This is a genomic window from Ensifer sp. Root1252 (assembly GCF_001425885.1).
GTDB classification, from domain to species: Bacteria; Pseudomonadota; Alphaproteobacteria; order Rhizobiales; family Rhizobiaceae; genus Ensifer; species Ensifer canadensis.
This window is the reverse complement of the sequence record NZ_LMDT01000016.1, coordinates 1-24,249: the sequence shown is the minus strand read 5'-3', so window position 1 is coordinate 24,249 and position 24,249 is coordinate 1. Positions and strand designations below refer to the sequence as shown.

Below are 24,249 nucleotides of genomic sequence, written 5' to 3'. Positions count from 1 at the left end.
GCTGACGCAACGGTCGCAGACGACGCCGTCATGGTCCGCATAGCGGTAACAGCCGTATGTTTTTATGACGATTTTCCCGGGGGCTGCCAAGCCTCGATGGCGAGAAAAATGTGAGATCGCGTCATTTTTGGCCAGCTCGAGCGCGCGCCGAACTGTCGCAGCCGACCGAAGGTGGCGTCAGGCGGCCTGCCACCTACGCTCGAAAACAAAGGTCGCAAGATCGTTGGCGCTCATCGGCCGGGCAAAGGCATAGCCCTGAAGGCCGTGGCAGCCGAGCTCCTGCAGAATGCGGGCGTGCTCGAGCGTTTCGACGCCCTCGGCGATCACCTCGATGCCGAGCGAGGTGCCGATATCGATGATCGATTCGACGAGGCGCCTTTCGGCCGGCGAGTTCAGGATCGGCAAAATCAGCTGGCGATCGATTTTCAGGCGCCGCGGGGTCAGCTTCAGCAGGCTGAGGATGGAGGCATAGCCGGTGCCGAAATCGTCGATCTCGATATCGATGCCGAGTTCCTTGATCCGGCGAATGTTGGACAGCACCGTGACGTCGCTCTCGTCGAAGGAGATCGATTCCAGCAACTCGAAGGACAGGCGGCCGCGCGGGATCTGCAGCTGTTCGAGACGGCCGATCAGCCCCTCGTCGTGCAGGCGGGCATAGGAGAGGTTGACCGAGATCTTCGGGATGTGGATGCCATTGGCCTCCCAGCGATAGATCTGGAACAGCGCCTGCTCCAGGATCGCCTGGTCGATGGAGGCGACGACGTTGATGTCTTCGGCGGTCTTGAGAAAGGTGTGGGGACCCAGCAATCCCTTGGTCGGGTGGTCCCAACGTGCAAGCGCCTCGACGCCGATGACCTCAAGCGTGTTCGGGCAGAACTGCGGCTGGAAATGCGCGATGAATTCCTTGTGTTCCAGACCGCGAAGGATCTCGTCGGCGGTCTGCTTGGTCTTGAACACGGCAGTCTTCAGGTCGCCGGTGAAGGTCTCGTGCCGATTGCGGCCGCGGCGCTTGGCCTCGTAAAGGGCGATGTCGGCATTGACGAGGATCTGCGCCAGGTCGTCGGTCGGCTTGGTCTGCGCCGCGATGCCGATGCTGACGCCAATGCGGCATTCCTGGTCCTTGTAGCGAACCGGAACGCTCATTGCCTCGATGATGCATGACGCCAGCCGGGCGTCGGGCTCGGCGCTGTCCTCCGGGCGGACGAGGACGAATTCGTCGCCGCCGATGCGAGCGACAAAGTCCTTCTCCTTGGCGTTGGTGCGCAGCAGTTCGGCTGCATGCCGCAGGATTTCGTCACCGGCCGCATGCCCCAGCGTGTCGTTGATCTGTTTGAAGCGATCGAGATCCATATGAAAGATGCTGAGCCTTGCCTCCGCTTCGAAGTGATGGCTTCTGTCTGCGAGTACCTGGTCGAGGAAGCGCCGGTTCGGCAGGCCGGTCAGCGGATCGTGCAGGGCATTGAACTCCATGCGGTAGCGCGCGGCCTCCAGTTCGGCGCTGTGCGCCTCGGCCTGGCGCTTGGCTTCCGACAGGGTTGCGCGGGTCTTGATGTCGGCGGTCACGTCCCAGTTGACGCCGACGATCTTCTTGCGCCCATCGGCGCCGTCATAGGTCGAGCCGATGGCGCGGATATGCCGGATGGTGTCATCCGGTAGCCGGATTCGAAACTCGGAATTGTAGGCGCTGCCCGCCGCAAGGGCTTCGGCGAACTCCTCTTCCGCGCGGTCAATGTCGTCGGGATGCAAGGTCGTCTTCCAGTCGTCATAGGCCTTGCGCACCGATCCGGTCTTTCCGTAGAGCTCCTTCATCCGCTCGTCCCAGAGCAGCTTGCCGCTGGCGATGTCGAGTTCCCAGATGCCGATCTGCGAGCTGTCGAGCGCGATCTTCAGGCGGTGCGACAGTTCCTGCAATTGCGCCTTGCTGTGCCTGAGGGCGCGAATATTGTTCTGCCGCTCGCTCATCAGCCGGCCCGTCAGCAGCATCGGCAGGATGATCATCAGGCCGCCGGCAACGATCAGCGCGCGGATGAACCAGGCATTGCGGGGCGTGTGCGGCCAGCCGCCTTTGGGAACGGCGGCGATGTGCCAGGAGCCGCCGGGAAGCAGGACGGTCATATCAACCGGCGCCTGACCAAAAACCTTGGGGTCGCCGAAGAAGGCCGTTCCACTGCTGCCCGTCCCGTCGCGGCCGGTCATCGCGATATCAATGCCCAGCTTGGAAGAGAGGAGACCGCTGTCATTGTAGAGACGATCGACATCGATGACGGCAGAGACGATGCCCCAGAAGCGATTGCTGCCTCCGCCGGCATCGATCGATACCGGGAAGCGGCCAATCAGTCCGCGCCCGCCCTGCACGAGATCCACCGGGCCGGCGAGAACCATCTTGCCGGTGTCCCTTACCTTCATGACGGCGGCGCGCTGGGCATCGTTCTTGCGGTAATCGAGCCCGATCGCCCTTTCATTGCCCTGCAAGGGATAGGCCATGCGCACGATGAGGTTCGGCGCCGCGGCGATGCTGCGCAGCTGCGAGCGCTCTGTGAAGATGCTGCGCGAAAGAGCTGCAAAACGCTCCTGGTCCATACCCGGTTCGGTCACGATGGTGCCGATCAGGCCCCGTACGAGCTGGATATTGCCGTTGATGCTGGCCTCGAGTTTGGAGCGGATCGGGTTGAGCTCGTCGGCGACTTGAGATCGCATGCGGGCTTCGGAGACCACCTGGTTCTGATTGTCCGCAAGAATGCCGGCCGCGAGAACAACGAAAGAGGCGATGATCGCGGGAAGGTAGTTCGGCGTCAGAACTCTGGAAAGTTTCTTCTTCCCGAGGTGGAAGATATGTCTGGCAAGCACAAGATCACCCCGGCGGTGTGCGAATGATACGAAACGACCGGGATGATCCCAAATTGGTATTAACAATTGTGTTTTAGTTCCGGCTTTTATGCTTGCCGGGAGGTCATTTTGCCGTCTTCCGCTCGGGCAGTTTCTTGCGCTTGGTTTCCGCAAGTTCTTCAAGCTCGCTTTCGGTCATGGATTTTTCCATTTCGCGTGACGCGCCCTTGAGTTCGGATTTCTTCATGTCTCCGCGTTTGGCGGCAAGGGCTGCACCGGCCGCCTTTTGCTGTGCCTTGGATTTTGCAGGCATGTCGCATCTCCTTGCGTGCGTTCGAATAGCTCAAACGCCGATCGATCGCGCCGGTTCCGCGCTTTACAGCGCCGTGCGTCAAATAAGACGCGCGAAGGACGCTGTAACGCTTTAAATTTGCTGCATAATTTTATCCTTAAACCGGATCCGATTTAAGGAATTATGCAGTCGATCACGATCTGCCATCGATCATCGCCTGCAAGGTCTCCAGCCGGTCGGCCTCATGCGGGAGCTTGTCCTGACGCAGCCGTGCAATACGGGGAAAGCGCATGGCAACGCCCGACTTGTGCCGGGTCGACCGGTTCAGCCCCTCGAAGGCGACCTCGACGACGAAGCCGAAATCGGGTTCGGCCCGCACGGCCCGGACCGGGCCGAAGCGCTCGATGGTATTATCCCGGACGAAGCGGTCGAGAATTTCCAGTTCGGCATCGGTAAAGCCGAAATAGGCCTTGCCCACCGGCACCAGCGTTTCCGTGCCGTCGATCTTAGTCCAGACGCCGAAGGTGAAATCGGAATAGTAGCTGGAGCGCTTGCCGTGGCCGCGCTGCGCATACATCAGCACCGCATCGACGTTAAAGGGCGCGCGCTTCCATTTGAACCAGGGACCCTTGGCGCGGCCGGCGGTATAGGGCGAATCCAGCCGCTTCAGCATGATGCCTTCGATGACGGGATCGGGCGGATCGGATCGGAGCTGGTCGAGTTCCTCCCAGGAGGAAAACGGCACGAGCGGGGACAGGTCGAAATGCTGCGGCGAGGCCCGTTCGACAAGGTCGCTCAATATCGCCCGTCGTGCCAGGAAACCCTCCGCCCGAACGTCGGTTTCGCCCGCAAAGAGCACGTCGTAGGCGCGGATGAAGGCGGGGTATTCGTCCAGCATCTTGCGGCTGACGGACTTGCGGTTCAGCCGTTGCTGCAGGTCAGAAAAGGTCCGGGTGGCACGGTTGGTGCGGGCGGTGCCTCCGACCAGCAGTTCGCCGTCGATGATGCCGGAAAAGTCGGCCGCCTCCAGCACATCAGGGAAGGCACCGGAGATCTCGTCGCCGCTGCGCGAGTAGAGCCGTGTGGTCCCACCGATATTGGCGAGCTGCACGCGGATGCCGTCCCACTTCCATTCGGCGGCAAAATCCTTCGGGTCGAGCCCGTCGAGGTCGCCTTCGCCGACAGGAGTGGCAAGCATCACCGAATGGAAGACGGCGGGCGTCGAAAGCACCGGCCTTTCCGCCTCTCCCGCCAGCCATTGGAAGAGCGGCAGATAGGGCGGAGCGAGCCCGTGCCAGAGAGTTTCGATTTCGCTGACGTCCTTTCCACCCATCTCGGCCAGAGCCTGCTTTGCGAGCTTGGCGGAGACGCCGATGCGCAGGCCGCCGGTCACGAGTTTCAGGAAGGCGAAGCGCGCCGATGTGTCGAGCCGGTCGAGCATGTCGCGAACGACACTGCGCACATTGGCGCGGCCGGTCGCCTGCAGCTTTTCGATCGCGTCGCCGAGCGGAATGTCGTCGGGCACCACGCCTGCAGGCGGCTCCCAGACCAGCGACACGGTCTCGGCAAGGTCACCGACATAATCGTAGGAATAGCGGAACAGCACCTCGTCCATGCGTTCGAGCAGAAGGTCACGGATCATCGCCGGCTTGACGGTTGCAAGCGAGAGCGTGCCGGCGATCGCGGCGAGCGCATAGCCGCGGCTCGGATCAGATGTAGTGCGGAAATAATCCGCCAGCAGCCGGATCTTGGCGTTGCGCTGCGGGGTGAGCACGAGGCGGTCGAGCAGTTCGGCGAAGGCCTTCATCGCTCACTCTCCCTCGTCGTCATAGCCGACGAGATGCAGCGGTCGCGCGGCGATGCCTTCGAGCTCGCACCAGCGCACCAGCGCCTCCTCGCGGCCATGGGTAACCCAGACTTCCGCCGGGCCGATCTCACGGATCGTTTGCGTCAGTTCTGGCCAGTCGCAGTGGTCGGAGATCACCAGCGGCAGCTCGACGCCGCGCTGCTTGGCCCGTTGCCGGATCATCATCCAGCCTGAAGCGAAGATCGCCAGGGGATCGACGAAGCGCCGCGCCCAGCGGTCGGCGAAGGCTGCGGGCGGGCCGATGACGACGGTGCCGGAAAAATCCTGCTTCTCGTCGGCGGCAAGCGTCGCCGGGCGGATTTCACCGAGATCTATGCCTTCGCCACGATAATAATCACAGAGCTTCTGCAAGGCGCCGTGGATGTAGATCGGCTGGTCGTAGCCCTGCTCGCGCAGAAGGGCGATCACCCTCTGCGCCTTGCCGAGCGCATAGGCGCCGACCACATGGGTGCGCTCGGGAAACTGCTTCAGCGACGTCAGCAGCTTCTGCATCTCGGTGCGGTCGTCCGGGTGGTGGAAGACCGGCAGGCCGAAGGTGGCCTCGGTGATGAAGACGTCGCATGGAACCGGTTCGAACGACAGGCAGGTCGGGTCGCGGCGTCGTTTGTAATCGCCCGAGACGACGATGCGCGTGCCCTTCGCCATCACCGAAATCTGCGCCGAGCCGAGCACATGGCCTGCGGGGTGAAAACGCACCTCGACGCCGTTGACGACCATCGTCTCGCCCAGGGCAACGGCCTGGCTCGTGCCGCAGAAACCGTCGCCATAGCGGATGCGCATGATATCGAGCGTTTCGCGGGTGGCGAGCACCTGACCGTGGCCGGCGCGAGCGTGGTCGGAATGGCCATGGGTGATCAGGGCGCGATCGACCGGCTGCACCGGGTCGATGTAGAAATCCCCGATCTCGCAATAGAGACCTTTCGGGGCTGGATAGAGCAGGGCGTCCGGTTTCATGGCCATAAAGATAGCCGGCGAACGCATGTCCGCCAGCTATCGCAGCAAAGTTTTTCGAACGGTTGGACAAGCCGGTCCGTTCGGGGTGACATCAGTCGTGCAGCGCCAGCGTGTCGCCGATCAACTTCAGGGTTTTCGCTGCATCGATGTCGATGCAAGCTTTCTGGCTCGGCAGGTTGTCCCACGGGCTCGGCGGGAACAGCCGGCTGTCGGGCTTCTGGATCGTCTGGCCATCGGCAAGGCCGCCGCAGACGACGCGGATGACGCCGCTGCGCACCTTGAACAGGTCCGGCGCCACGACATAGGCACAGGCGCAGCTGTCATGCACCACCATACCGTCAGGCACATGCTGCTCGTAGAAGGTGATGTAGAACTGCGAGATGTCGGAGAGCAGCTGTGCCGGCGCTCCGCCGCGTGCGGCGATGTCGGCGAGCATGGCCTTGGTCATCACCGTCTTGGTGGTGACATCGAGACCGACGACCGTAACCGGCCACGGCGCCGTCATGACGACGTCGGCTGCCTCGGGGTCGCCATGGATATTGGCTTCGGCGGCCGGCGTGATGTTGCCGTTGACGTCGAAGGCGCCGCCCATGATCACCACTTCGCGCACCAGCGGCGCAAAATCCGGATCTTCGCGCAGTGCCAGCGCCAGGTTGGTCATGCGACCGACGGCAATCAGCGTCACTTCGCCGGGATTGGCGCGGACGGTGTCGATGATGAAGCGGTGCGCCGGGCGGGGATCGACGGGCAGGTCGATGGTCTCGGGCACGTCGATGTTGCCGAGGCCGTCATCGCCATGAATAAAGGTCGGCCAGCCGACATGCGGCCGATCCGGATTGAAGGTCTTGTCGAGACCTTTTGCGACCGGTGCCTTAATGCCCCACTCGCGCTTCAGGAACAGCGCATTGCGCGTCGTCGTTTCGACCGAGGCGTTGCCGAAGACCGTCGTAATGCCGATGAGGTCGATATCCGGGTGGCGGTGGAGGAAGAGGAGGGCCATCGCATCGTCGATGCCCGGATCCGTATCAAAGATAACCTTGTGCATGTGTTCTTCTTTTCTTTTTCTTGCGTTTGACGGGTCGCAATGGAGGCAAGATGCCTGCGAAAGTCAATCACCCTTCGATCCCTATCGAACACGCCCGATGTCGAAGCTGAAGATGTCTTTTGGGCGAGCTCCTCTGTTCTTCCCGTTCGTCTATGGCGCGCGGCGCTTAAACTTTCTGAAAGGTGCAGCGCCTATCCTTGCAAGGCGCCTTCGGGCTTTTGTTACAGTTCCTGAAATGACAGCGGAGCCATTCTCGTGAAGGCTATTCTCGGCAACTTGCGCCCATCGAAGAGGCTGGTCGTCATCCTCGCCGCGGCGTTCGGCGTGTCGGCTGCCTCAGGTGCTGCCGCCGTCTATGTCGGCCGCGACGCATTGATGGAGCGGATTTCCAAGCCCGCCACCTCCGGCCTCGAATGCACCCTGGTCAGAACCATCAAGCTCGGCCATCACGGTCAGCGCTGGGTCCGCATGCACATCAAGACGGATCGTGCCGACGGCGAAGCGCGCATGCGCACGGCGCTTCGCGTGGTCGGTGCTCTCTCCAAGACGGAAAATGCCGAGCTTTACCAGGTGGTCGTTCTCGATGCGGCCGGACCGGAAGAGCGCGCCCAGGTTCGGGGTGCGGCGATCGGCGCGCAAGTTCTCTTTGCACCGGGCCCGCAGAGCGTGCCCGGTATGGATGAACCGTTCCGCGCGTCCTACAATGACGGCACGGCAAACTCGGCCGGCTTCTTTCATGGCAACACCATCGATCTTTCCGTGGGTGACATCCGCGGCATGATGGCCGGCATGGACGATCGGTCGCCCTGCATCGATCCGAATGCTGTCGCCGTCGAGGGCGAGGCGGCACCGGACGCCACGGCGCAAGAGCACAAGGTCGAGAGCGCCGAAGCGCCTGCAGGCCACTGAAGCGCCGTTCTCGCGCAGCGCGCTGTCACTCCATCATTGAAAATGAAAAAAGCCCGCCGCAATCGCGCCGGGCTTTGTCTTGTGCCGTTATGACTTTGATCAGTCGGCCTTGTTGCGGCGCGCCGGGAACAGGATGATGTCGCGGATCGACGGCGCGTTGGTCAAAAGCATGATCAGGCGGTCGACGCCGATGCCGAGGCCGCCTGCCGGCGGCATGCCCTGGTCGATGGCATCAAGGAACTCGTCATCGAGCTGCTTTGCCTTTTCGCCGCGGGCATGGGCCTGCTCCAGCTGCTCGACCATGCGGGCGCGCTGCTCTTCCGGATCGTTGAGCTCCGAGAAGGCGTTGCCGAGTTCCCAGGTGTTGCAATAGGTCTCGAAACGCTCGACGAGGCGCGGCTCGCCCGGCACTTCCTTGGCGAAAGGCGAGATGTCCTTCGGGAAATGCGTGACGTGGGCCGGCTGGATCAGCGTCGGCTCGACCTTTTCTTCGAAGATGAAGGCGAGGCACTCGCCCCAGGTCCAGTCCTTCTCGACTTCGAACCCGGCAGCCTTGGCGGCCGCACGGGCTTCCTCGTCGGTCTTCATCGCCAGGAAGTCGATACCGGTCGCTTCCTTGACGGCATCCGGCATCGGCACGCGGCGGAACGGACCCTTGAAGGAGATTTCCTTGTCGCCGAACATGAATTCGGTCGAGCCGTGGATCGACAGAGCGAGCTTGGTAAACAGCCGCTCGACGAGGTCCATGATGTCCTCGTAGTCGGCATAGGCCCAGTAGCATTCCATCATGGTGAATTCGGGATTGTGCCGGGTCGAGACGCCTTCGTTGCGGAAGTTGCGGTTGATCTCGAACACCTTGTCGGTCAGGCCAGATACCAGCGTGCGCTTCAGATACAGTTCCGGCGCAATGCGCAGGAACATGTCGAGCTTCAGCGTGTTGTGGTGAGTCTTGAACGGCTCGGCCGTCGCACCGCCATAGACCGAATGCAGCATCGGCGTTTCGACTTCCATGAAGCCGTCGTCTTCCATGAAGCGGCGGATGCCGGAAACGATCTTGCTGCGCTGCTGGAAGCGCAGCTTCGATTCCTCGTTGGTCATGATGTCGAGGTGGCGCTTGCGGTAGCGCAGCTCGATATCCGACAAGCCATGCCATTTTTCGGGCATCGGCAGCAGCGACTTCGTCAGCATGGTGATCGTCTGCGCGTTGATCGTCAGTTCGCCGCGCTTGGTGCGGCGCACGACGCCGGTGACACCGATGATGTCGCCGATGTCGATCATCGGCAGCAGTGCGCGTGCGTCTTCAGGCGTGGTGTCCTTGTGGCTGAAGATCTGGATCTTGCCGGAGGCATCATGGATATCCATGAACATGCCGGAGTTGCGCGACGAGTAGACGCGGCCGGCGACGGTGACGACGTCCTGCGTCTCGGTGTCCAGCTCCAGGTTCTCGTACTTCGCCGCAAGTTCGGCATTGGTCATCGTGCGGTGGAAATGCGCCGGATAGACGTCGCCGATCTGTTCGCGGAGCAGCTTCAGCTTCTGCGCGCGCACTTCCGTCACATCGGAGGAGAGGGCTGTTGTTTCGGTCTTGTCGTTCATCGTCCTGTCCTTACTTTCCGCTGCCGGCCATCGAGGCGGCGACCTGGCCTGCAATCTTCAACCGCTGGCGCACGACCGAGCGGCCGAGCAGTTCCATGCTGTCGAAGAGCGGCAGCGACCGCGACGAACCGGAAACCGCCACGAACAGCGGTGCCAGCACGACCTTGAGCTTCTTGCCCATGCGGTCGGCGATCGCGCGTAGTTCCGCTTCGATCGTTTCCTTGTTCCATTCGAGGATCTTTTCCAGATCCGGCTGTACCGTGTTGAAGATCTCGACCAGTTCTTCCGGGCTCGACTTGATCTTGGCGAAGGCCGCCGGCTCGAGGCCGAGGTCGGACTTCAACAGGAAGTCGGCAAGGGCCGGCAGTTCGCCGAGCTTGGAGATGCGCGACTGCGACAGCTTCAGGCCCTGCTTCAGGCGATCGTTCTCGGACGCCCAGGCAAGCACCCGGCCGAGGAATTCGTCGTCGCTCAGCTTCTCGCGGATCCAGCGGCCGTTCAGCCAGTCGAGCTTCTGGATGTCGAAGATCGCGCCCGACTTCGACAGGTTGTCGGGGTCGAACTTTTCGGCAAGCTCGGCCATCGTCATCAGTTCCTCGCCTTCGGCGATCTGGATGAAGAACAGGCCGAGGAAATTCATCAGCGCTTCCGGCAGGTAGCCGAGCGCCGAGTAGTAGGAGATCGACGTCGGGTTCTTGCGCTTCGACAGCTTCGATTTGTCGGCATTGCGCATCAGCGACAGGTGCATGAACACCGGCGGCGTCAGGCCGAGATACTGATAGATCAGGATGTGCTTCGGCACGGAGGCCAGCCACTCCTCGCCGCGCGCGACGTGGGTGATCTTCATCAGGTAGTCGTCGACGACGTTCGCCATGTGGTAGGTCGGCATGCCGTCGGCCTTGAGCAGCACCTGCATGTCGACCGAATCCCACGGGATCTCGACGTCGCCATAGACGCCGTCGGTGAACTTGCAGGAGCCCTCGGTCGGGATCTTCATGCGCACGACATGCGGCTCGCCGGCATCGACGCGGCGGGTCACTTCTTCGGCTGTCAGGCTCAGGCAGTGGCCGTCATATTTCGGCTGCTTGCCGGCGGCGCGCTGGCCCTCGCGCATCTGTTCGAGCCGTTCCGGTGTGCAGAAACAGCGGAAGCCGTGGCCGTTGTTCTCGATCTGGCGAACGTAGTCGAGATAGATGTCCTTGCGGTCGCTCTGGCGGTAGGGGCCATAGGGGCCGCCGACGTCAGGGCCTTCCGACCATTCGAGCCCGCACCATTTCAGCGCATCCAGAACCTTCTGCTCAAACTCCGGCGTCGAGCGTGTGGCGTCGGTATCCTCGATACGAAGGATGAAGGTGCCGCCGTGCTTCTTTGCGAAGAGATAGTTGAACAGTGCGATATAGGCGGTGCCGACATGCGGCTCGCCGGTGGGGGAGGGTGCGATGCGTACCCGAACTGCTGAATCTGCCATGGTCTTTGCCCGTTTGACGTGCTTCTCGCCCCTTGCCGGAAGACAAGTCCGGCCGCCGGGCGCGCATTTTATGGGAAGGAAAGGCCCGTAGGGGTGCCGCACCAGCGGTATCGGCGGGCTATTCCAGTCGGCTCGCGTGAGACCATAGAACATGGAGCATGTCAACGGAAAGTGGATCACGCCGGTTTTTGTTGACACTGCCGATGGCTGGTTATATTGAACCGTGAGGTTATTTAACTGAAAGGTTTTTTAGGAAATGCCGGAAGATCGCCTGTCGACCACGCTCTCAGCCCTTGCCGACCCCACGCGCCGGGCGATTCTCGCCCGGCTCTCTCTCGGCGAGGCTTCTGTCGGCGAACTGGCGGAGCCGTTCGAGATGAGCCTGCCGGCGGTTTCAAAACATCTGAAAGTTCTCGAGCGCGCCGGGCTGATCAGCCGCGGCCGCGAGGCGCAATGGCGCCCCTGCCGGCTCGAAGCGGCACCCTTGCGCGACGTCAACAGCTGGCTCGACAGCTACCGCCGCTTCTGGGAAGAGAAGTTTGATCGTCTCGACGCCTATCTGCAGGAGTTGCAGAAGGTGGATCCGGACGCCGGGAAAAACTGATCTCAGCGATCTTGCTGGCGCAGCTTGGCTGCGCTACACATCCCGTGTCGAAAAAGGCAGGACCGGATATGGTAAGCCCGGTCCCTTCGTCACCGTACGAGCGGTTGCGAAGCTCTGCTCGAACCTGATCGTTCGAACCCGCGGCGTGGTTCCGATGCATCCGCATCGGTCCGCGGCGGGGTGTATCCAGATCAGACGCAGTCCGCCGCGTTTCTCAAAACACGGAGACTGCATATGCGACTGAACCATCTCGACCTTCACAGCCCCGTCGTTACCGAAACGGCGACATTCTTCATCGAACATCTTGGCTTCACGCTTGTCGAAACGCGCGGCAAGGATGCCTTTTATCGCCTGGCAGACGATGCCGGCATGGTGCTGGTGATCAGCCCGCCGATCGCCAAGCTTGGCGGTGGCGACCAGGTCAGCCTCGGTCTTCAGACCTACCATATCGGCTTCCTGCTGCCCGAGCGATTGGCAGTCGAGGATGCCTATCGGCGCATCCTGCCGAGCGGCATCCGCATCACCGAACCGGAAGAGCGGCATGGCGCCTATGTCTTCTATATGGTCATACCCGGCAACATCCTCGTGGAGATTGGGCAACGTCCCGACGCCTGAAGCAACCGGAACGATTTACCGGATGAGGCGTTATCCGTTCGAGAGGCGCGGGCTGTGCCAATCGGACATGACGAAGGCGGAGAACACGGGAATTTTTCCGATTTCTTCCCGTGGCCAACGAAACGGCAGTCGAGCGCCACTGCATGTTTCCTTAAATGCTATTCGATATAAGGATCAAAACATGCAGCAATTCAAAGCGCGACAGCGACCTTTGCGCGTCTCGTAAGACGCGCGGCGCTGTAGCGTTCTCACAAACGCCCGCAGCAAGATGGCCTGCATCCCCTGTGATGCAGGTCTTTTTTCGGCGCAACGAAAAGGCGGGGCTGGTGGCCCCGCCTTTCCAGTTTTGTTCGTGGCAACGCCTCAGTGCAGCTTGCCGGCGGCCTTCTTTCGCAGCCGCGCATTGCGCGCCACCATGTTGAGAACCTCCACCAGCGCCGAGAAGGCCATGGCGGCGTAGATGTAGCCCTTCGGCACGTGCAGGCCCATGCCTTCGGCGATCAGCGTCGTGCCGATCATCAAGAGGAAGGCGAGCGCCAGCATGACGATCGTCGGGTTCTTCTCGATGAAGTTGGCAAGCGGCGTCGCGGCAACGAGCATCACGGTGACGGCGGCTAGGACGGCGACGACCATGATCGGCAGATGCGGCGTCATGCCGACGGCGGTAATGATGCTGTCGACCGAGAAGACGAGGTCGAGCAGCAGGATCTGGCCGATCGCCGCGCCGAAGCTGTTGATCGCCGAAGAAGCGATGAAGTCTTCGCCGTGGTCGCTCGGATCGACGCTATGGTGGATTTCCTTGGTCGCCTTCCAGACGAGGAAAAGACCGCCGGCGATCAGGATCATGTCCTTCCACGAGAAGCCGTGTCCGAAGACCTCGAACACCGGCGTGGTCAGCTTGACGATCCAGGCGACGGTGCCGAGCAGGGCGAGGCGCATGACGAGCGCCAGGGTAATGCCGATGCGGCGGGCCCTCTCGCGGTGTTCGGCCGGCAGCTTGTTGGTGAGGATGGAGATGAAGATCAGGTTGTCGATGCCGAGAACCACCTCCATGACAACCAGTGTTATGAGGGCGACCCAGGCGGCTGGGTCCTGGGCAAGCGACATTATCCCCTGCATCGGCGATCTTTCCTTTTTCGGTGGCGCGTCGTCGCGCAAGAATCGCGGCAGTATTTAAGCAACATTGCGAAAGTGACAAGCGCCGCCGGCCATTTGCGGCGGCGCTTTACCGTTTACGCTTGGATCGGAATCCACATTTCGACCACCCCCATGCCCGAATGCGGGTCGAAACGATCATCATAACGCTCGATGAGATCAGGCGTTTGGCCATGCTGAAGACCGGACTCCGGCAGCCAGGTGCCGAAGATATGGTGCGCCGTCGTGGCGATCGACGAGATATGGCCGCGGTGCAGGAACACGGCGTAACGCTGCTTCGGCAGCTTCATGGTGGTAAAGCCGGCGGGCAGGGCGCCGGCGTCGTCGACTTCTGCTGCCGCCATATAGCGAAATGTCCCGGCTTCGCCATCGCTCTGGCTGCAGACGCCGTAGGCGACGTTGCCCTTCTGTCCGGGGATGTTGCCGAAGTGGGTATTGAAGCGCTGCCACAGCGAGGGAATGCCTTCGGTGCGGCCATAGGCGTAGGTTTCGGCAAGGCCGGCCAAAAGCAAAGGCGGGCTGTCTTCGAAGCGCGGTGGGTCCAGTTTGAGGAGGCGGGTGTCGTCCATTCTGATAGGCTCCGTCAGTGCGATGTTGCTGAGGTGCCCTTGCTTGCGCACGGTCTCCGGCGTGACGCCGAACTGCTCGCGAAAGGCACGGGTGAAAGCCTCGTGCGAGCCGTAGCCCGCTTCGAGGGCCACCGCGAGAATGCTGGACGAGCCGTCGGCAAGGTTTCGTGCGGCGCCGCTCAGCCGCCGCGCACGGATATAGGCGCTGATGGAGCGACCGGTCACCAGTCCGAAGACGCGCGACAGGTGAAAGCGCGAAAGGCCGGCAGCCTCGGCGATCTCCTCCAGCGATATATCCCTGGCGAAATGGCTCTCGATGAACCAGATCGCCCTTCCGATAGCACTCATGTTCACTCCCGTGGCAGACAGCCCATGCTCATAGGGTCTTGCCGCAAGGCGTGCTTGATCGCAATTGCTGGATTGAAGGCTAGCCCGAACGAATGAGCCCCTTGGCTTGGCTCAGTCCGTCTTCTTCTTCGGTCCATAGGCGGCCATGAAGACGCGGACGGCCGCGGCAACCGTGCCCTCGATCTGCTCTCGCGGCGGCGCCGAGCACATTCCGCCGAACAGGCGGTGCTTGAACAGCCCGGCCTGGGCCATCTCGATGAACTGCCTGGCCGCTACTTCCGTGTTGTCGATGTCGAGCGTGCCTGTTGGAACCTGCCGGTCGAGATAGGTCTTGAGGACCGTATAGCCGTTTTCGGGCGCCTCGCTGAAGAAGCGTTCCGCCAGATGCGGCATCCGGTCGATCACGCCGATCACCATGCGCATGGAGCGGATCGTGGCCTCGGAGGTGATGCTGCTCGTCAGGGTGACGCCGAAATCGTAGAGCGCCTCCTCGACGTCTTCGTGGTCGTTGAGTGCATGCTTGGCGGTCTGGATCACCAGGGTCTTGCCCTGGATGATCAGCGCCTTGAACAGGTCTTCCTTGTTTTCGAAGTAGACGTAGAGCGTGCCCTTCGAGACGCCGGCCTCGCGGGTGATATCGTTCATGCTGGCGGCGTCGAAGCCCTGGCTCATGAAGACCCGCCGCGCGCCCTCGAGAATCTGTTGGCGCTTGGCAGGGTCTTCACCCGCCGCATGGCGTCCGCTGCCGGGACCAAGCTGGTCGTCCGCGCCGTTATCAGGCCGGAAGGTCTCGTTTTGCTCGGTCTTTGCTGGTTCCATGATTGCCGTCTGCACCCGTCCCGTTCGCATTAATTCTCGTCCATCGAACTACCCGGTTCGATTCCCTCTTGATATGCGACGTCAAAGCGACTAAGTCAAGCTTCGATCGAACCGAACGGTTCAGTTCAGTCACCCCTCATTAACCAGGCCGGTATCCATGTCCGCATCCAAAACGTCCAGCGCCGCTCGCGTTCGCCCTGTCGGCGAGGATTTTGAAGTTCCGCAGACCCATGAGGCCGAGCCCGAGGCCAAGGGGGCGACTGCCGAGGCGCCGGCAGCGGTGCAAGAGCCTGCTGTCGAGGCCGCTTCGAAAAAGAAGAAGCGCAGCCCGATCTTGCCGGTTCTCGGCCTTGTCGCGCTCGCTGGCGCCGGCTGGTATGGCTATGACTGGTGGACCAATGGCCGCTTCATGGTTTCGACTGATGACGCCTATATCGAAGGCGACATTGCCACGATCTCTCCGAAAGTGTCGGGCTATGTCGCCAAGGTCGACGTCGTCGCCAACCAGAAGGTGAAGGCCGGCGATCCCATGGTCACGCTCGATGACGGCGACTACCGTATCGCGGCCGAGCAGACCGAAGCCCAGATCGCCACCCAGAAGCTGGCGCTCAGCCGTTTCGACGCGCAGATCGCAGGGGCGATGGCGAGCCTTGCCCAGGCCGAAGCCCAGAAGAACGCTCTCGAAGCAACGGTGCGCGGCGCCGAACTCGCGCAGAAGCGCGCGAGCGACCTCCAGTCCAAGGACGTCGGCACCGTTGCTTCGCGCGACAATGCCGACGTGGCTCTGGATCAGGCTCGGGCGAACCTTGCCGGCGCCGATGCCAACATCGCGGCTGCGAACGCCAACATCACCGTGCTGCAGGCGCAGCGCTCAGAGGCGGAAAGCCAGATCCGCTCGCTCGAACTTGCCCGTGACAAGGCCAACCGCGACCTCGGCTTCACCGTCTTGAAGGCGCCCTATGACGGCGTCATCGGCAACGTCGCCGTCCAGGTCGGTGACCTCGTTTCCGCTGGCCAGCGACTGGCCGCGCTCGTGCCTGTCGACCAGCTCTATATCGACGCCAACTTCAAGGAGACGCAGATCGCCCATCTGGTCCCCGGCTCGAAGGTCAAGGTCCATATCGACGCCTATGACGAGCACGCGGTCGAAGGCACGGTTGCCTCGATCGCGCCGGCATCCGGCTCGGTGTTCTCGCTGCTGCCGGCGGAAAACGCCACCGGCAACTTCACCAAGGTGATCCAGCGTGTGCCGGTGCGCATCACGCTGCCGGCCGATGTGCTGGCGGAAGGCCATCTGCGGGCGGGCTTGAGCGTCGTCGTCGATGTCGACACGCGCACGGCGCCCGACGAGACCAAGGTCGCCGCCACGAAGTAATCGGGCCTGACGCGCCGGCGTGTTCTTTTGAACGCGCCGATGCGCCTTTACACGCAGGGAGTGGCTCAGATGGCCGCAACGGCAACAGCAGGCTCGGTGGCGGCAGCCGCACCGAAGGTCGAAGAACATATGGACCCGAGAAGGCTGATCGCCTTCTTCGCCATGGTCGTCGGCATGTTCATGGCGATCCTCGACATCCAGATCGTTTCGGCATCGCTTGCCGAAATCCAGGCCGGCCTGTCGGCCGGCTCCGACGAAATCGGCTGGGTGCAGACCTCCTACCTCATTGCCGAAGTCATCATGATCCCGCTTTCGGGCACGCTGGCGCGTATCGTCTCGACGCGGGTATTGTTTTCGGTATCGGCTGCGGGTTTCACCGCGGCAAGCGCGCTCGCCGCCACAGCCACCAATATCGACCAGATGATCGTCTACCGGGCGATCCAGGGCTTCATCGGTGGCGGCATGATTCCGTCAGTCTTTGCGGCTGCCTTCACCATTTTTCCGCCGTCGAAGCGCAACATCGTTTCGCCGATCATCGGTCTGATCGCCACGCTCGCGCCGACCATCGGCCCGACCGTCGGCGGCTACCTCAGCCACGCCTTCTCCTGGCACTGGCTGTTCCTGGTCAATGTCATTCCCGGCATCATCGTTGCGACGCTGACCTGGACCTTCATCGATTTCGACAAGCCGGAGCTTGGTCTGTTCAAGAAGTTCGACTGGTGGGGGCTCGCCTCGATGGCGATCTTCCTCGGCTCGCTCGAATATGTCCTGGAAGAAGGCAACGCCAACGACTGGTTCAACGACGAGCATATCGTCATGGGTGCCGTCGCCACCGTGATCGCCGCGGTGATTTTCTTCTACCGGGCCTTCAAGGTGGAATTCCCGGTGGTCGACCTCAGGGCGTTTTCAAACCGAAATTTCGCCTTCGGTTCGATGTTCTCCTTTGTCATGGGCATCGGGCTCTATGGTCTCACCTATCTCTACCCGCTCTATCTCGGGCGCATCCGCGGCTACGATTCACTGATGATCGGCGAGACGATGTTTGTCTCGGGTCTAGCCATGTTCTTCACGGCGCCGGTCGCCGGCTTCCTGTCGGGCAAACTCGATCCGCGCGTGCTGATGACCATCGGCTTTGCCAGCTTTGCCAGCGGCACCTGGATCATGGGACATCTGACGGCTGACTGGGACTTCTACGAGCTGTTCATTCCGCAGATCCTGCGCGGCGTCGGGCTGATGCTGTGCATGGTGCCGATCAACAACATCGCGCTCGGCACCATGCCGCCGGCACGCATGCGCGGCGCATCCGGCCTCTTCAACCTGACGCGCAACCTTGGCGGCGCTGTTGGCCTGGCGGTGATCAACACCATCCTGACCCAGCGCCAGGATCTGCACTATGCCCGGCTCTCCGAACACATCCAGTGGGGCAACCCCGAGGCGATGGAGCGGTTCAACAACATGGCCGCCACCTTCAACGCCCATGGTCTCGATGGTGCTTCGATCGCCATCAAGCAGCTTGCGGCGATGGCCCAGAAGCAGGCGATGATCCTGTCGTTCGGCGATATCTTCGTCATCCTGACCGTGCTGTTCCTGTCGCTGATCCTGGGTGTGATGATGATCAAGAAACCGCAGGGCGTCGGACCCAGCGGCGGCGGGCACTAGGCCCACGCGCGGTTTACGCCGTCTTCGTGTTGCGGCACAATCCGGCCGGAAAGCAACGTCCGGCCGAACCCTGATCGACGATCCGGCACCTGGCCGGGTTGGAAACGGGGCCGTTCATGCGGGCATACCAACACTTCGGCATCTCCAGGCGCTCCTTCCTTGCCGCCGCCGCCGGCATCGGCGCGACACTGTTGGCCACGCCCATGCGCGCAGCCGGACGCCCGCCCATCGATGCTACCTTCCTGTTTTCGAACGATATCCACGCCTGCCTCGTCTCGACCGAGGGCCTTGCGCCGAACTGTGCGGCCGAAGGCAAGACCGACGCGAATCTGCTTCGCCACGTGGCAGCGCTCAATGCCCTGCCGGCGATGCACTGGCCGGAAACCGTCGGCGGTCAGTCAAGCGGGCTCGGCAGCACCGGCCGGCGGATCGGCCGGCCGCTCGGTCTTGTGCTCGGTGGCGACGTGACCGATGACGGCGGCGGACAGGTGCGCCAGCCGCGTGAGGGACGGCAGCTGCAGCAGTTTTCGAGCCGCTATCAGGAAGGACCGGGTGCCGACCGCGTGCACTTCCCCGTCTATGTCGGGCTCGGCAACCATGACCTCGACCAGGACGGGCCGCCGCCGCATGTCGACTGGTATCGCCGCGAACTGCGCGACTATGTCGAGCTCAATCATCGGCAGTCGGTGTTCTACAAGCCTCCGGTGCCGGTGACGAACTACGACCCGCTGTCGGATTGCTATTCCTGGGATTGGGGCGGGCTGCATCTCGTTCAGCTCCAACGCTTCGGTGGCGACGTCAGCAAGGGTGCGGTGGATGCGCTGCCGTGGCTGAAGCAGGATCTGGCAACCTATGCCGCTGACGGCCGACCGGTGATCCTGTTCCAGCACTATGGCTGGGATGCCTTCTCGACGGAGGTCTGGGACGCTGCCGCCAGGACCTTCGACGACCAGGGCAATGGCCCGCCGCATTGGTGGAGTCCTGGCGAGCGGCAGGCGCTCGTTGATGCCGTCAAGGGCTATAATGTCATCGGTCTCTTTCACGGCCATCAGCACGAAACCGCGATGATCTATCGCCGCGAAGGGCTGGATCTGTTCAAGCCGAAGGCGGCCTATATGGGCGGTTTCGCGCTCGTGCGCGTGACCGACGGCTTCATGGATGTGGTGCTTGCCGAGGCCGGGAAGGGCCACGGCGAGGTCACTTTCACGCAAGCATTCAGCAAGCGTTTTTAGCCAGCGAAAACAGCGGCCGGTCTTTCCTTGCGTGTTTTTGATTTACGTACATCAAAAATTCCTCTAAGGCAGTTTGCGGGAGGAAATGATGCGCCCTACAGTCCACGACATCGCTGCAGAAGCAGGCGTCAGCCTTGCGACCGTCGACCGGGTTTTGAACAATCGCCCGGGTGTGCGGACGGTCACGCGCGACAAGGTCGAGCGCGCGATCGCGACGCTCGGTTATATCAGGGACGTGGCGGCGGCCAACCTTGCCAAGAGCCGCAGCTATCCGCTGATCTTCATTTTGCCCGAAGGCGAAAACGCCTTCATGCGCGGGCTCGAGGCCGAGGTCCAGTCCGCAATGGCCCGCTCCGCCGTCGAGCGGACCGATGTCAGCATCCTCTCCGTTCCCGCCTTCGATGCATCGGCGCTGGCCGATGCGCTCGACGAAGCGCGCCGACGCGGACCGGCCGGCGTTGCCGTCGTTGCCGTCGAAGCGCCTGAAGTGGTTGCGGCCGTTGGGCGGCTTCGCGAGGACGGCATTGCCGTCGTCACCCTCGTGTCCGACCTGACCGGCTCCGAGCGCGAGCATTTCGCCGGCGTCGACAATATTGCCGCCGGACGCACGGCCGGCAGTCTGATGCGGCGTTTTGTCGGCGGCCGCGACGGGCCCGTTGCCATCGTCGCCGGATCGATGCTGGTGCGAGACCATCGGGATCGGCTTGAGGGTTTCAGCGCTGCCGTCAATGAAGGTGCCGCCAAGCGGCAGCTTTTGCCCGTGGTCGAGGGCCACGATGACCCGTCGGAAGTCGAAAATCTGGTGCAGGATCTGCTCGCCGCGCATCCGAACCTTACCGGCATCTACAGCCTCGGCGCCGGCAACCGCGGCCTGATCGCGGCGCTGGAGAAGGCCGGACGTCAGTCCGAGATCTGCGCGATCGCGCACGAATTGACGCCGTACAGTCGTGCTGCACTCGTTTCGGGTACCATCGATGCGCTGCTCAACCAGGATGCCGGTCACGAGGTGCGCAGCGCCATTCGCGTGCTGAAGGCCCGCGCCGATGGGCTCTCGATGATAGAGGCGCAGGAACGCATCCGCATCGACATTTTCCTCAAAGACAACCTGCCGGTCGAACCGGTGTAATGCTTTGAATTTACACAATTCCTGACGGAAAACCGTTGCACGCTTTCCCCGGAATTGCCCAATGGAGGCACGCATGTATCTTGGACTGGATCTCGGCACGTCGGGCGTCAAGGCGATGCTGATGGATGGCGATCAGCGTATTGTCGGTTCGGCATCCGGCGCACTCGACGTCTCGCGGCCGCATCCCGGTTGGTCGGAGCAGGACCCGGCCGCTTGGATCAGGGCAACCGAGGAGGCGATATCAGGCCTGAAGGCGGCACATCCTTCAGCCCTTGCCGCCGTGCGCGGCATCGGCCTTTCCGGCCAGATGCATGGCGCGACGCTGCTTGACGCCGACGACAAGGTGCTGCGGCCCTGCATCCTCTGGAACGACACCCGCAGTTTTCGCGAGGCAGCGGCGCTCGATGCCGAGCCGCAATTCCGCGCCATCACCGGCAACATCGTCTTCCCCGGATTCACCGCGCCGAAACTCGCATGGGTGCGTGAAAACGAGCCGGATCTCTTTGCCAAGGTGCGGTGGGTGCTGTTGCCGAAGGACTATCTGCGCCTGTGGCTGACGGGTGAGCATATGTCCGAGATGTCGGATTCGGCCGGCACGGCTTGGCTCGATACGGCCAAGCGCCGCTGGTCAGAAAGCCTGCTTTCGGCCACCGGCATGGAGGAACGGCAGATGCCGGATCTCGTCGAAGGCACGGATCGGGCGGGCGGGCTCCGGCCCGAGCTGGCGTCACGCTGGGGCATGGATGCCGGCGTCGTCGTTGCCGGGGGGGCGGGCGACAATGCGGCGTCTGCCTGCGGTATGGGCACCGTCGGCGAAGGCCATGCTTTCGTTTCATTGGGCACGTCGGGTGTGCTGTTTGCCGCCAATGCAAGCTACCTGCCCAATCCGGAAAGCGCCGTTCACGCCTTCTGCCACGCTCTGCCGAATACCTGGCATCAGATGGGTGTCATTCTGTCGGCGACCGATGCGCTCAACTGGTATTCCGGAATCGCCGGTCGCAGCGCCGCCGACCTCAGCACCGAGCTCGGCGATACGCTGAAGGCGCCAAGCGGCGTGACCTTCCTTCCCTATCTCTCCGGCGAGCGCACGCCCCACAATGATGCAACGATCCGCGGCGCATTTGCCGGGCTCGGCCACGAGAGCAGCCGGGTAGTGCTGACGCAGGCGGTCATGGAAGGCGTTTCCTTCGCCATCCGTGACAGCCTCGAAGCTTTGCGTGCCGCCGGCACGACGCTTTCGCGGGTGACGGCGATCGGTGGTGGATCGCGTTCGCGCTACTGGCTGAAGTCGATCGCGACCGCGCTCGACCTGCCGGTCGATCTGCCTGCTGATGGCGATTTCGGCGCCGCCTTCGGTGCTGCGCGTCTCGGCCTGATCGCGGCGACCGGCGCCGACCCAGTCGCGATTTGCCATGCACCGAAAACGGCGGAAACGATCGCGCCCGAAGCGGCTTTTGTGGCGGCCTACGACGAAGCCTACCAGAGCTATCGGCGTCTCTATCCCGCCATCAAGGGCGCGACGACGTGACCGCACCGCGCCCCTCCATGGCTGTTTTCGATCGACCGGGCCTATTGCGCCGGCACCTTGTCGATAAAGCCGGTGACCTGTTTCAGCCGGCCGTTCTCGATGAGGCCGACGTCGGTGCCCTCGATCACGGATTCGTCGCCATCTGGGCCAAGCGCCCAGGAGAAGCGGATCGTGTCGGCAAAGCCGTCCGGCGTGCCCTTGAGCGTGAAGCGAAAACCAGGAAACTGGCCCTGAACGCCGGCGATCAAGCCGCCGATGCCCGCATGCCCGTCACCCTGCATGATCGGGTCGCGATAGGCGACGTCGACGGTAAAGGCCGCTTCGATCAACACGCTGCGGCTGCCGACCTCTGCGTTCCAGGCGGCGATGTAGGCCTCGGCGATCCGGTTGAAATCGTTCATCTGACTATTCCTTTGGCTTGGCGTTTCGATGCCGCAGGTATCGCCGCACGAGGGAATGAAACCAATTACCTTCCACGTAATGACCGGGCGTTTTGCAGTCGCGGCGCCGGCACACCAGCCTTGAGAGGAGCCAGACCGTGAGCACGGGATTTTTCGGCGATATCGCTAAGATCAAGTATGAGGGACCGGAGAGCAGCAATCCGCTCGCCTTCCGCCACTACAACAAGGACGAGGTCGTTTTCGGCAAGCGCATGGAAGATCACCTGCGCTTCGCGGTCGCCTATTGGCACACCTTCGTCTGGCCGGGCGGAGACCCCTTTGGCGGCCAGACGTTCGAGCGCCCATGGTTCAAGGACACGATGGATGCGGCCAAGCTGAAGGCGGATGTTGCGTTCGAATTCTTCCAGCTGCTCGGCGTTCCCTACTACTGCTTCCACGATGCCGACGTGCGCCCCGAGGGCCGGAACTTCGTCGAAAACACCAAGAACCTCAACGAGATCGTCGACTATTTCGCAAAGAAGCAGGCCGACACCGGCGTCAAGCTGCTCTGGGGCACCGCCAATCTCTTCTCCAATCGCCGCTATATGTCGGGTGCCGCCACCAATCCGGATCCGGATGTGTTTGCCTTTGCAGCCGCGACGGTAAAGACCTGCCTAGATGCCACCCAGCGTCTCGGCGGTGAGAACTACGTGCTGTGGGGCGGGCGCGAAGGTTACGAGACGCTGCTCAACACCGACCTTTCGCGAGAACTCGACCAGCTCGGCCGCTTCGTCAATCTGGTGGTCGACTACAAGCACAAGATCGGCTTCAAGGGCGCGATCCTGATCGAGCCGAAGCCGCAGGAGCCGACCAAGCACCAGTATGACTATGACGTCGCCACGGTCTACGGCTTCCTCAAGAGGTACGGTCTGGAGAAGGAAGTCCAGGTCAATATCGAGCAGGGCCATGCGATCCTCGCCGGCCATTCCTTCGAGCACGAACTGGCTCTTGCCAATGCGCTTGGCATCTTCGGTTCGATCGACATGAACCGCAACGACTACCAGTCGGGTTGGGATACGGACCAGTTCCCCAACAACGTGCCGGAAATGGCGCTCGCCTACTATCAGGTGCTGGCAGGCGGCGGTTTCAAGTCGGGCGGCACCAACTTCGACGCGAAGCTGCGGCGCCAGTCGCTCGACCCCGAGGACCTCTTGATCGGCCATATCGGCGGCATGGATTGCTGCGCCCGCGGCATCAAGGCGGCCGCCCAGATGATCGAAGACAAGGCGCTGTCGGCTCCGCTTGATCAGCGCTACGCCGGTTGGCAGGTGCCGGAAGCCAAGAAGATGCTCGAGGGTGGCTTCTCGCTGGAAGAGATCGAAGCTTGGGTGCTGAAGTCCGACCTCAACCCGCAACCGAAGTCCGGCAAGCAGGAGCTGCTGGAGAATGTCGTCAACCGCTACGTCTGAGCGGCTGCGATCAACGCTGATTGAAGAACCGGCCGCCGCTGCGGCCGGTTTTTTTACTGGTGCCTCGTCGTGCCGGTGAGGCGCACCGCAGTCAGTTTCCGGATTGGCATTTCGGCGCCTGTGAACGCAGGAGGACGCCTCCCGAAATTCTCGTCCCAACCGGTTGCTCCATACAGAAAATCTGCTAGCTTCGGCGCCTGCAACGTTTCAGGTGCTTCAGCTGCAGCGAAAATGAAGCTTTCGTCCGCTTCTTCCTGTCGTTGGCTGAACCGGCCGGCTCTGCCGGTAGCCATATCATCAGGAGGATGTTTGCGATGAAAACGATCAAGGGCCCCGGTCTGTTTCTTGCGCAGTTTGCCGGGGATGCGGCGCCGTTCAACTCGTTTGCGGCGATCACCAAGTGGGCTGCCGAT

21 protein-coding genes are annotated in these 24,249 nt (G+C 62.3%); 9 read left to right on the top strand and 12 right to left on the bottom strand.

Features of this window, described 5'->3' with window-relative positions; translation table 11 throughout:
* Positions 1-177: 177 nt before the first annotated feature.
* The 5 genes from ASD02_RS18340 to ASD02_RS18320 all read right to left on the bottom strand — a co-directional run bounded on the left by ASD02_RS18340 (position 178) and on the right by ASD02_RS18320 (position 6,984).
* A complete protein-coding gene (locus ASD02_RS18340) occupies positions 178-2,847 on the bottom strand; it encodes an EAL domain-containing protein (protein WP_025424925.1) in 2,670 nt (889 codons plus the stop codon).
* 103 nt (positions 2,848-2,950) lie between these two features.
* Positions 2,951-3,139, bottom strand: coding sequence for a DUF3008 family protein (locus tag ASD02_RS18335; protein ID WP_025424924.1), 189 nt, complete (start codon positions 3,137-3,139; stop codon positions 2,951-2,953).
* Between the two features lie 172 nt (positions 3,140-3,311).
* On the bottom strand, positions 3,312-4,925 hold the full coding sequence (locus tag ASD02_RS18330) for a cisplatin damage response ATP-dependent DNA ligase (protein ID WP_057210084.1): 1,614 nt from the start codon (positions 4,923-4,925) through the stop codon (positions 3,312-3,314).
* Positions 4,926-4,928: 3 nt separating this feature from the next.
* Positions 4,929-5,939 carry a ligase-associated DNA damage response exonuclease gene (locus tag ASD02_RS18325; RefSeq protein WP_038576510.1) on the bottom strand — a complete coding sequence of 337 codons (1,011 nt, stop codon included), beginning with the start codon at positions 5,937-5,939 and terminating at the stop codon, positions 4,929-4,931.
* A 91-nt stretch (positions 5,940-6,030) separates the two neighbouring features.
* Positions 6,031-6,984 carry a nucleoside hydrolase gene (locus ASD02_RS18320; RefSeq protein ID WP_025424921.1) on the bottom strand — a complete coding sequence of 318 codons (954 nt, stop codon included), beginning with the start codon at positions 6,982-6,984 and terminating at the stop codon, positions 6,031-6,033.
* Positions 6,985-7,239: 255 nt separating this feature from the next.
* Here ASD02_RS18320 and ASD02_RS18315 point away from each other — a divergent pair, with 255 nt between their 5' ends.
* A complete protein-coding gene (locus ASD02_RS18315) occupies positions 7,240-7,893 on the top strand; it encodes a hypothetical protein (RefSeq protein ID WP_025424920.1) in 654 nt (217 codons plus the stop codon).
* Between the two features lie 99 nt (positions 7,894-7,992).
* Here the strand turns inward: ASD02_RS18315 and lysS are convergent, their stop codons facing one another.
* Together lysS and gltX are read right to left on the bottom strand one after the other, a co-directional pair.
* Positions 7,993-9,489, bottom strand: coding sequence for a lysine--tRNA ligase (gene lysS, locus ASD02_RS18310; RefSeq protein WP_025424919.1), 1,497 nt, complete (start codon positions 9,487-9,489; stop codon positions 7,993-7,995).
* Positions 9,490-9,499: 10 nt separating this feature from the next.
* Complete coding sequence (gene gltX / locus ASD02_RS18305) at positions 9,500-10,957, bottom strand: glutamate--tRNA ligase (protein ID WP_057210080.1); 1,458 nt, start codon at positions 10,955-10,957, stop codon at positions 9,500-9,502.
* Positions 10,958-11,213: 256 nt separating this feature from the next.
* Between gltX and ASD02_RS18300 the strand changes: the two genes are divergently transcribed.
* Both ASD02_RS18300 and ASD02_RS18295 read left to right on the top strand, forming a co-directional pair.
* Positions 11,214-11,561: a metalloregulator ArsR/SmtB family transcription factor gene (locus ASD02_RS18300; protein WP_025424917.1), complete on the top strand. Its 348-nt coding sequence runs from the start codon at positions 11,214-11,216 to the stop codon at positions 11,559-11,561.
* Between the two features lie 234 nt (positions 11,562-11,795).
* The gene (locus ASD02_RS18295) at positions 11,796-12,176 is read left to right on the top strand and encodes a VOC family protein (RefSeq protein WP_025424916.1); all 381 of its coding nucleotides are present in this window, start codon (positions 11,796-11,798) and stop codon (positions 12,174-12,176) included.
* A 363-nt stretch (positions 12,177-12,539) separates the two neighbouring features.
* Here ASD02_RS18295 and ASD02_RS18290 read toward each other — a convergent pair whose 3' ends face one another.
* From ASD02_RS18290 to ASD02_RS18280, 3 genes are all read right to left on the bottom strand, one after another.
* Positions 12,540-13,295: a TerC family protein gene (locus ASD02_RS18290; protein WP_025424915.1), complete on the bottom strand. Its 756-nt coding sequence runs from the start codon at positions 13,293-13,295 to the stop codon at positions 12,540-12,542.
* A gap of 113 nt (positions 13,296-13,408) precedes the next feature.
* Positions 13,409-14,248 carry an AraC family transcriptional regulator gene (locus ASD02_RS18285; protein ID WP_025424914.1) on the bottom strand — a complete coding sequence of 280 codons (840 nt, stop codon included), beginning with the start codon at positions 14,246-14,248 and terminating at the stop codon, positions 13,409-13,411.
* A gap of 111 nt (positions 14,249-14,359) precedes the next feature.
* The gene (locus ASD02_RS18280) at positions 14,360-15,067 is read right to left on the bottom strand and encodes a TetR/AcrR family transcriptional regulator (RefSeq protein ID WP_025424913.1); all 708 of its coding nucleotides are present in this window, start codon (positions 15,065-15,067) and stop codon (positions 14,360-14,362) included.
* A 157-nt stretch (positions 15,068-15,224) separates the two neighbouring features.
* Here ASD02_RS18280 and ASD02_RS18275 point away from each other — a divergent pair, with 157 nt between their 5' ends.
* From ASD02_RS18275 to xylB, 5 genes are all read left to right on the top strand, one after another.
* Entirely contained in the window at positions 15,225-16,442 is a 1,218-nt protein-coding gene (locus tag ASD02_RS18275; protein WP_025424912.1) for an HlyD family secretion protein, read from the top strand.
* A gap of 69 nt (positions 16,443-16,511) precedes the next feature.
* Positions 16,512-18,101, top strand: a complete 1,590-nt coding sequence (locus tag ASD02_RS18270) for a DHA2 family efflux MFS transporter permease subunit (RefSeq protein ID WP_025424911.1) — start codon at positions 16,512-16,514, stop codon at positions 18,099-18,101.
* A gap of 203 nt (positions 18,102-18,304) precedes the next feature.
* A complete protein-coding gene (locus tag ASD02_RS18265) occupies positions 18,305-19,333 on the top strand; it encodes a metallophosphoesterase (protein ID WP_162174738.1) in 1,029 nt (342 codons plus the stop codon).
* A gap of 88 nt (positions 19,334-19,421) precedes the next feature.
* A complete protein-coding gene (locus tag ASD02_RS18260) occupies positions 19,422-20,459 on the top strand; it encodes a LacI family DNA-binding transcriptional regulator (RefSeq protein ID WP_025424909.1) in 1,038 nt (345 codons plus the stop codon).
* 73 nt (positions 20,460-20,532) lie between these two features.
* A complete protein-coding gene (gene xylB, locus ASD02_RS18255) occupies positions 20,533-21,987 on the top strand; it encodes a xylulokinase (RefSeq protein ID WP_025424908.1) in 1,455 nt (484 codons plus the stop codon).
* A gap of 41 nt (positions 21,988-22,028) precedes the next feature.
* On the opposite strand, the gene ASD02_RS18250 is transcribed toward xylB, so the two are convergent.
* Entirely contained in the window at positions 22,029-22,388 is a 360-nt protein-coding gene (locus ASD02_RS18250) for a nuclear transport factor 2 family protein (protein ID WP_025424907.1), read from the bottom strand.
* A 137-nt stretch (positions 22,389-22,525) separates the two neighbouring features.
* On the opposite strand from ASD02_RS18250, the gene xylA reads away from it, so the two are divergent.
* Positions 22,526-23,836: a xylose isomerase gene (gene xylA / locus ASD02_RS18245; RefSeq protein ID WP_025424906.1), complete on the top strand. Its 1,311-nt coding sequence runs from the start codon at positions 22,526-22,528 to the stop codon at positions 23,834-23,836.
* A 53-nt stretch (positions 23,837-23,889) separates the two neighbouring features.
* On the opposite strand, the gene ASD02_RS39005 is transcribed toward xylA, so the two are convergent.
* Positions 23,890-24,249: hypothetical protein (locus ASD02_RS39005; protein ID WP_162255914.1), on the bottom strand; the 360-nt coding region annotated here is incomplete at its 5' end.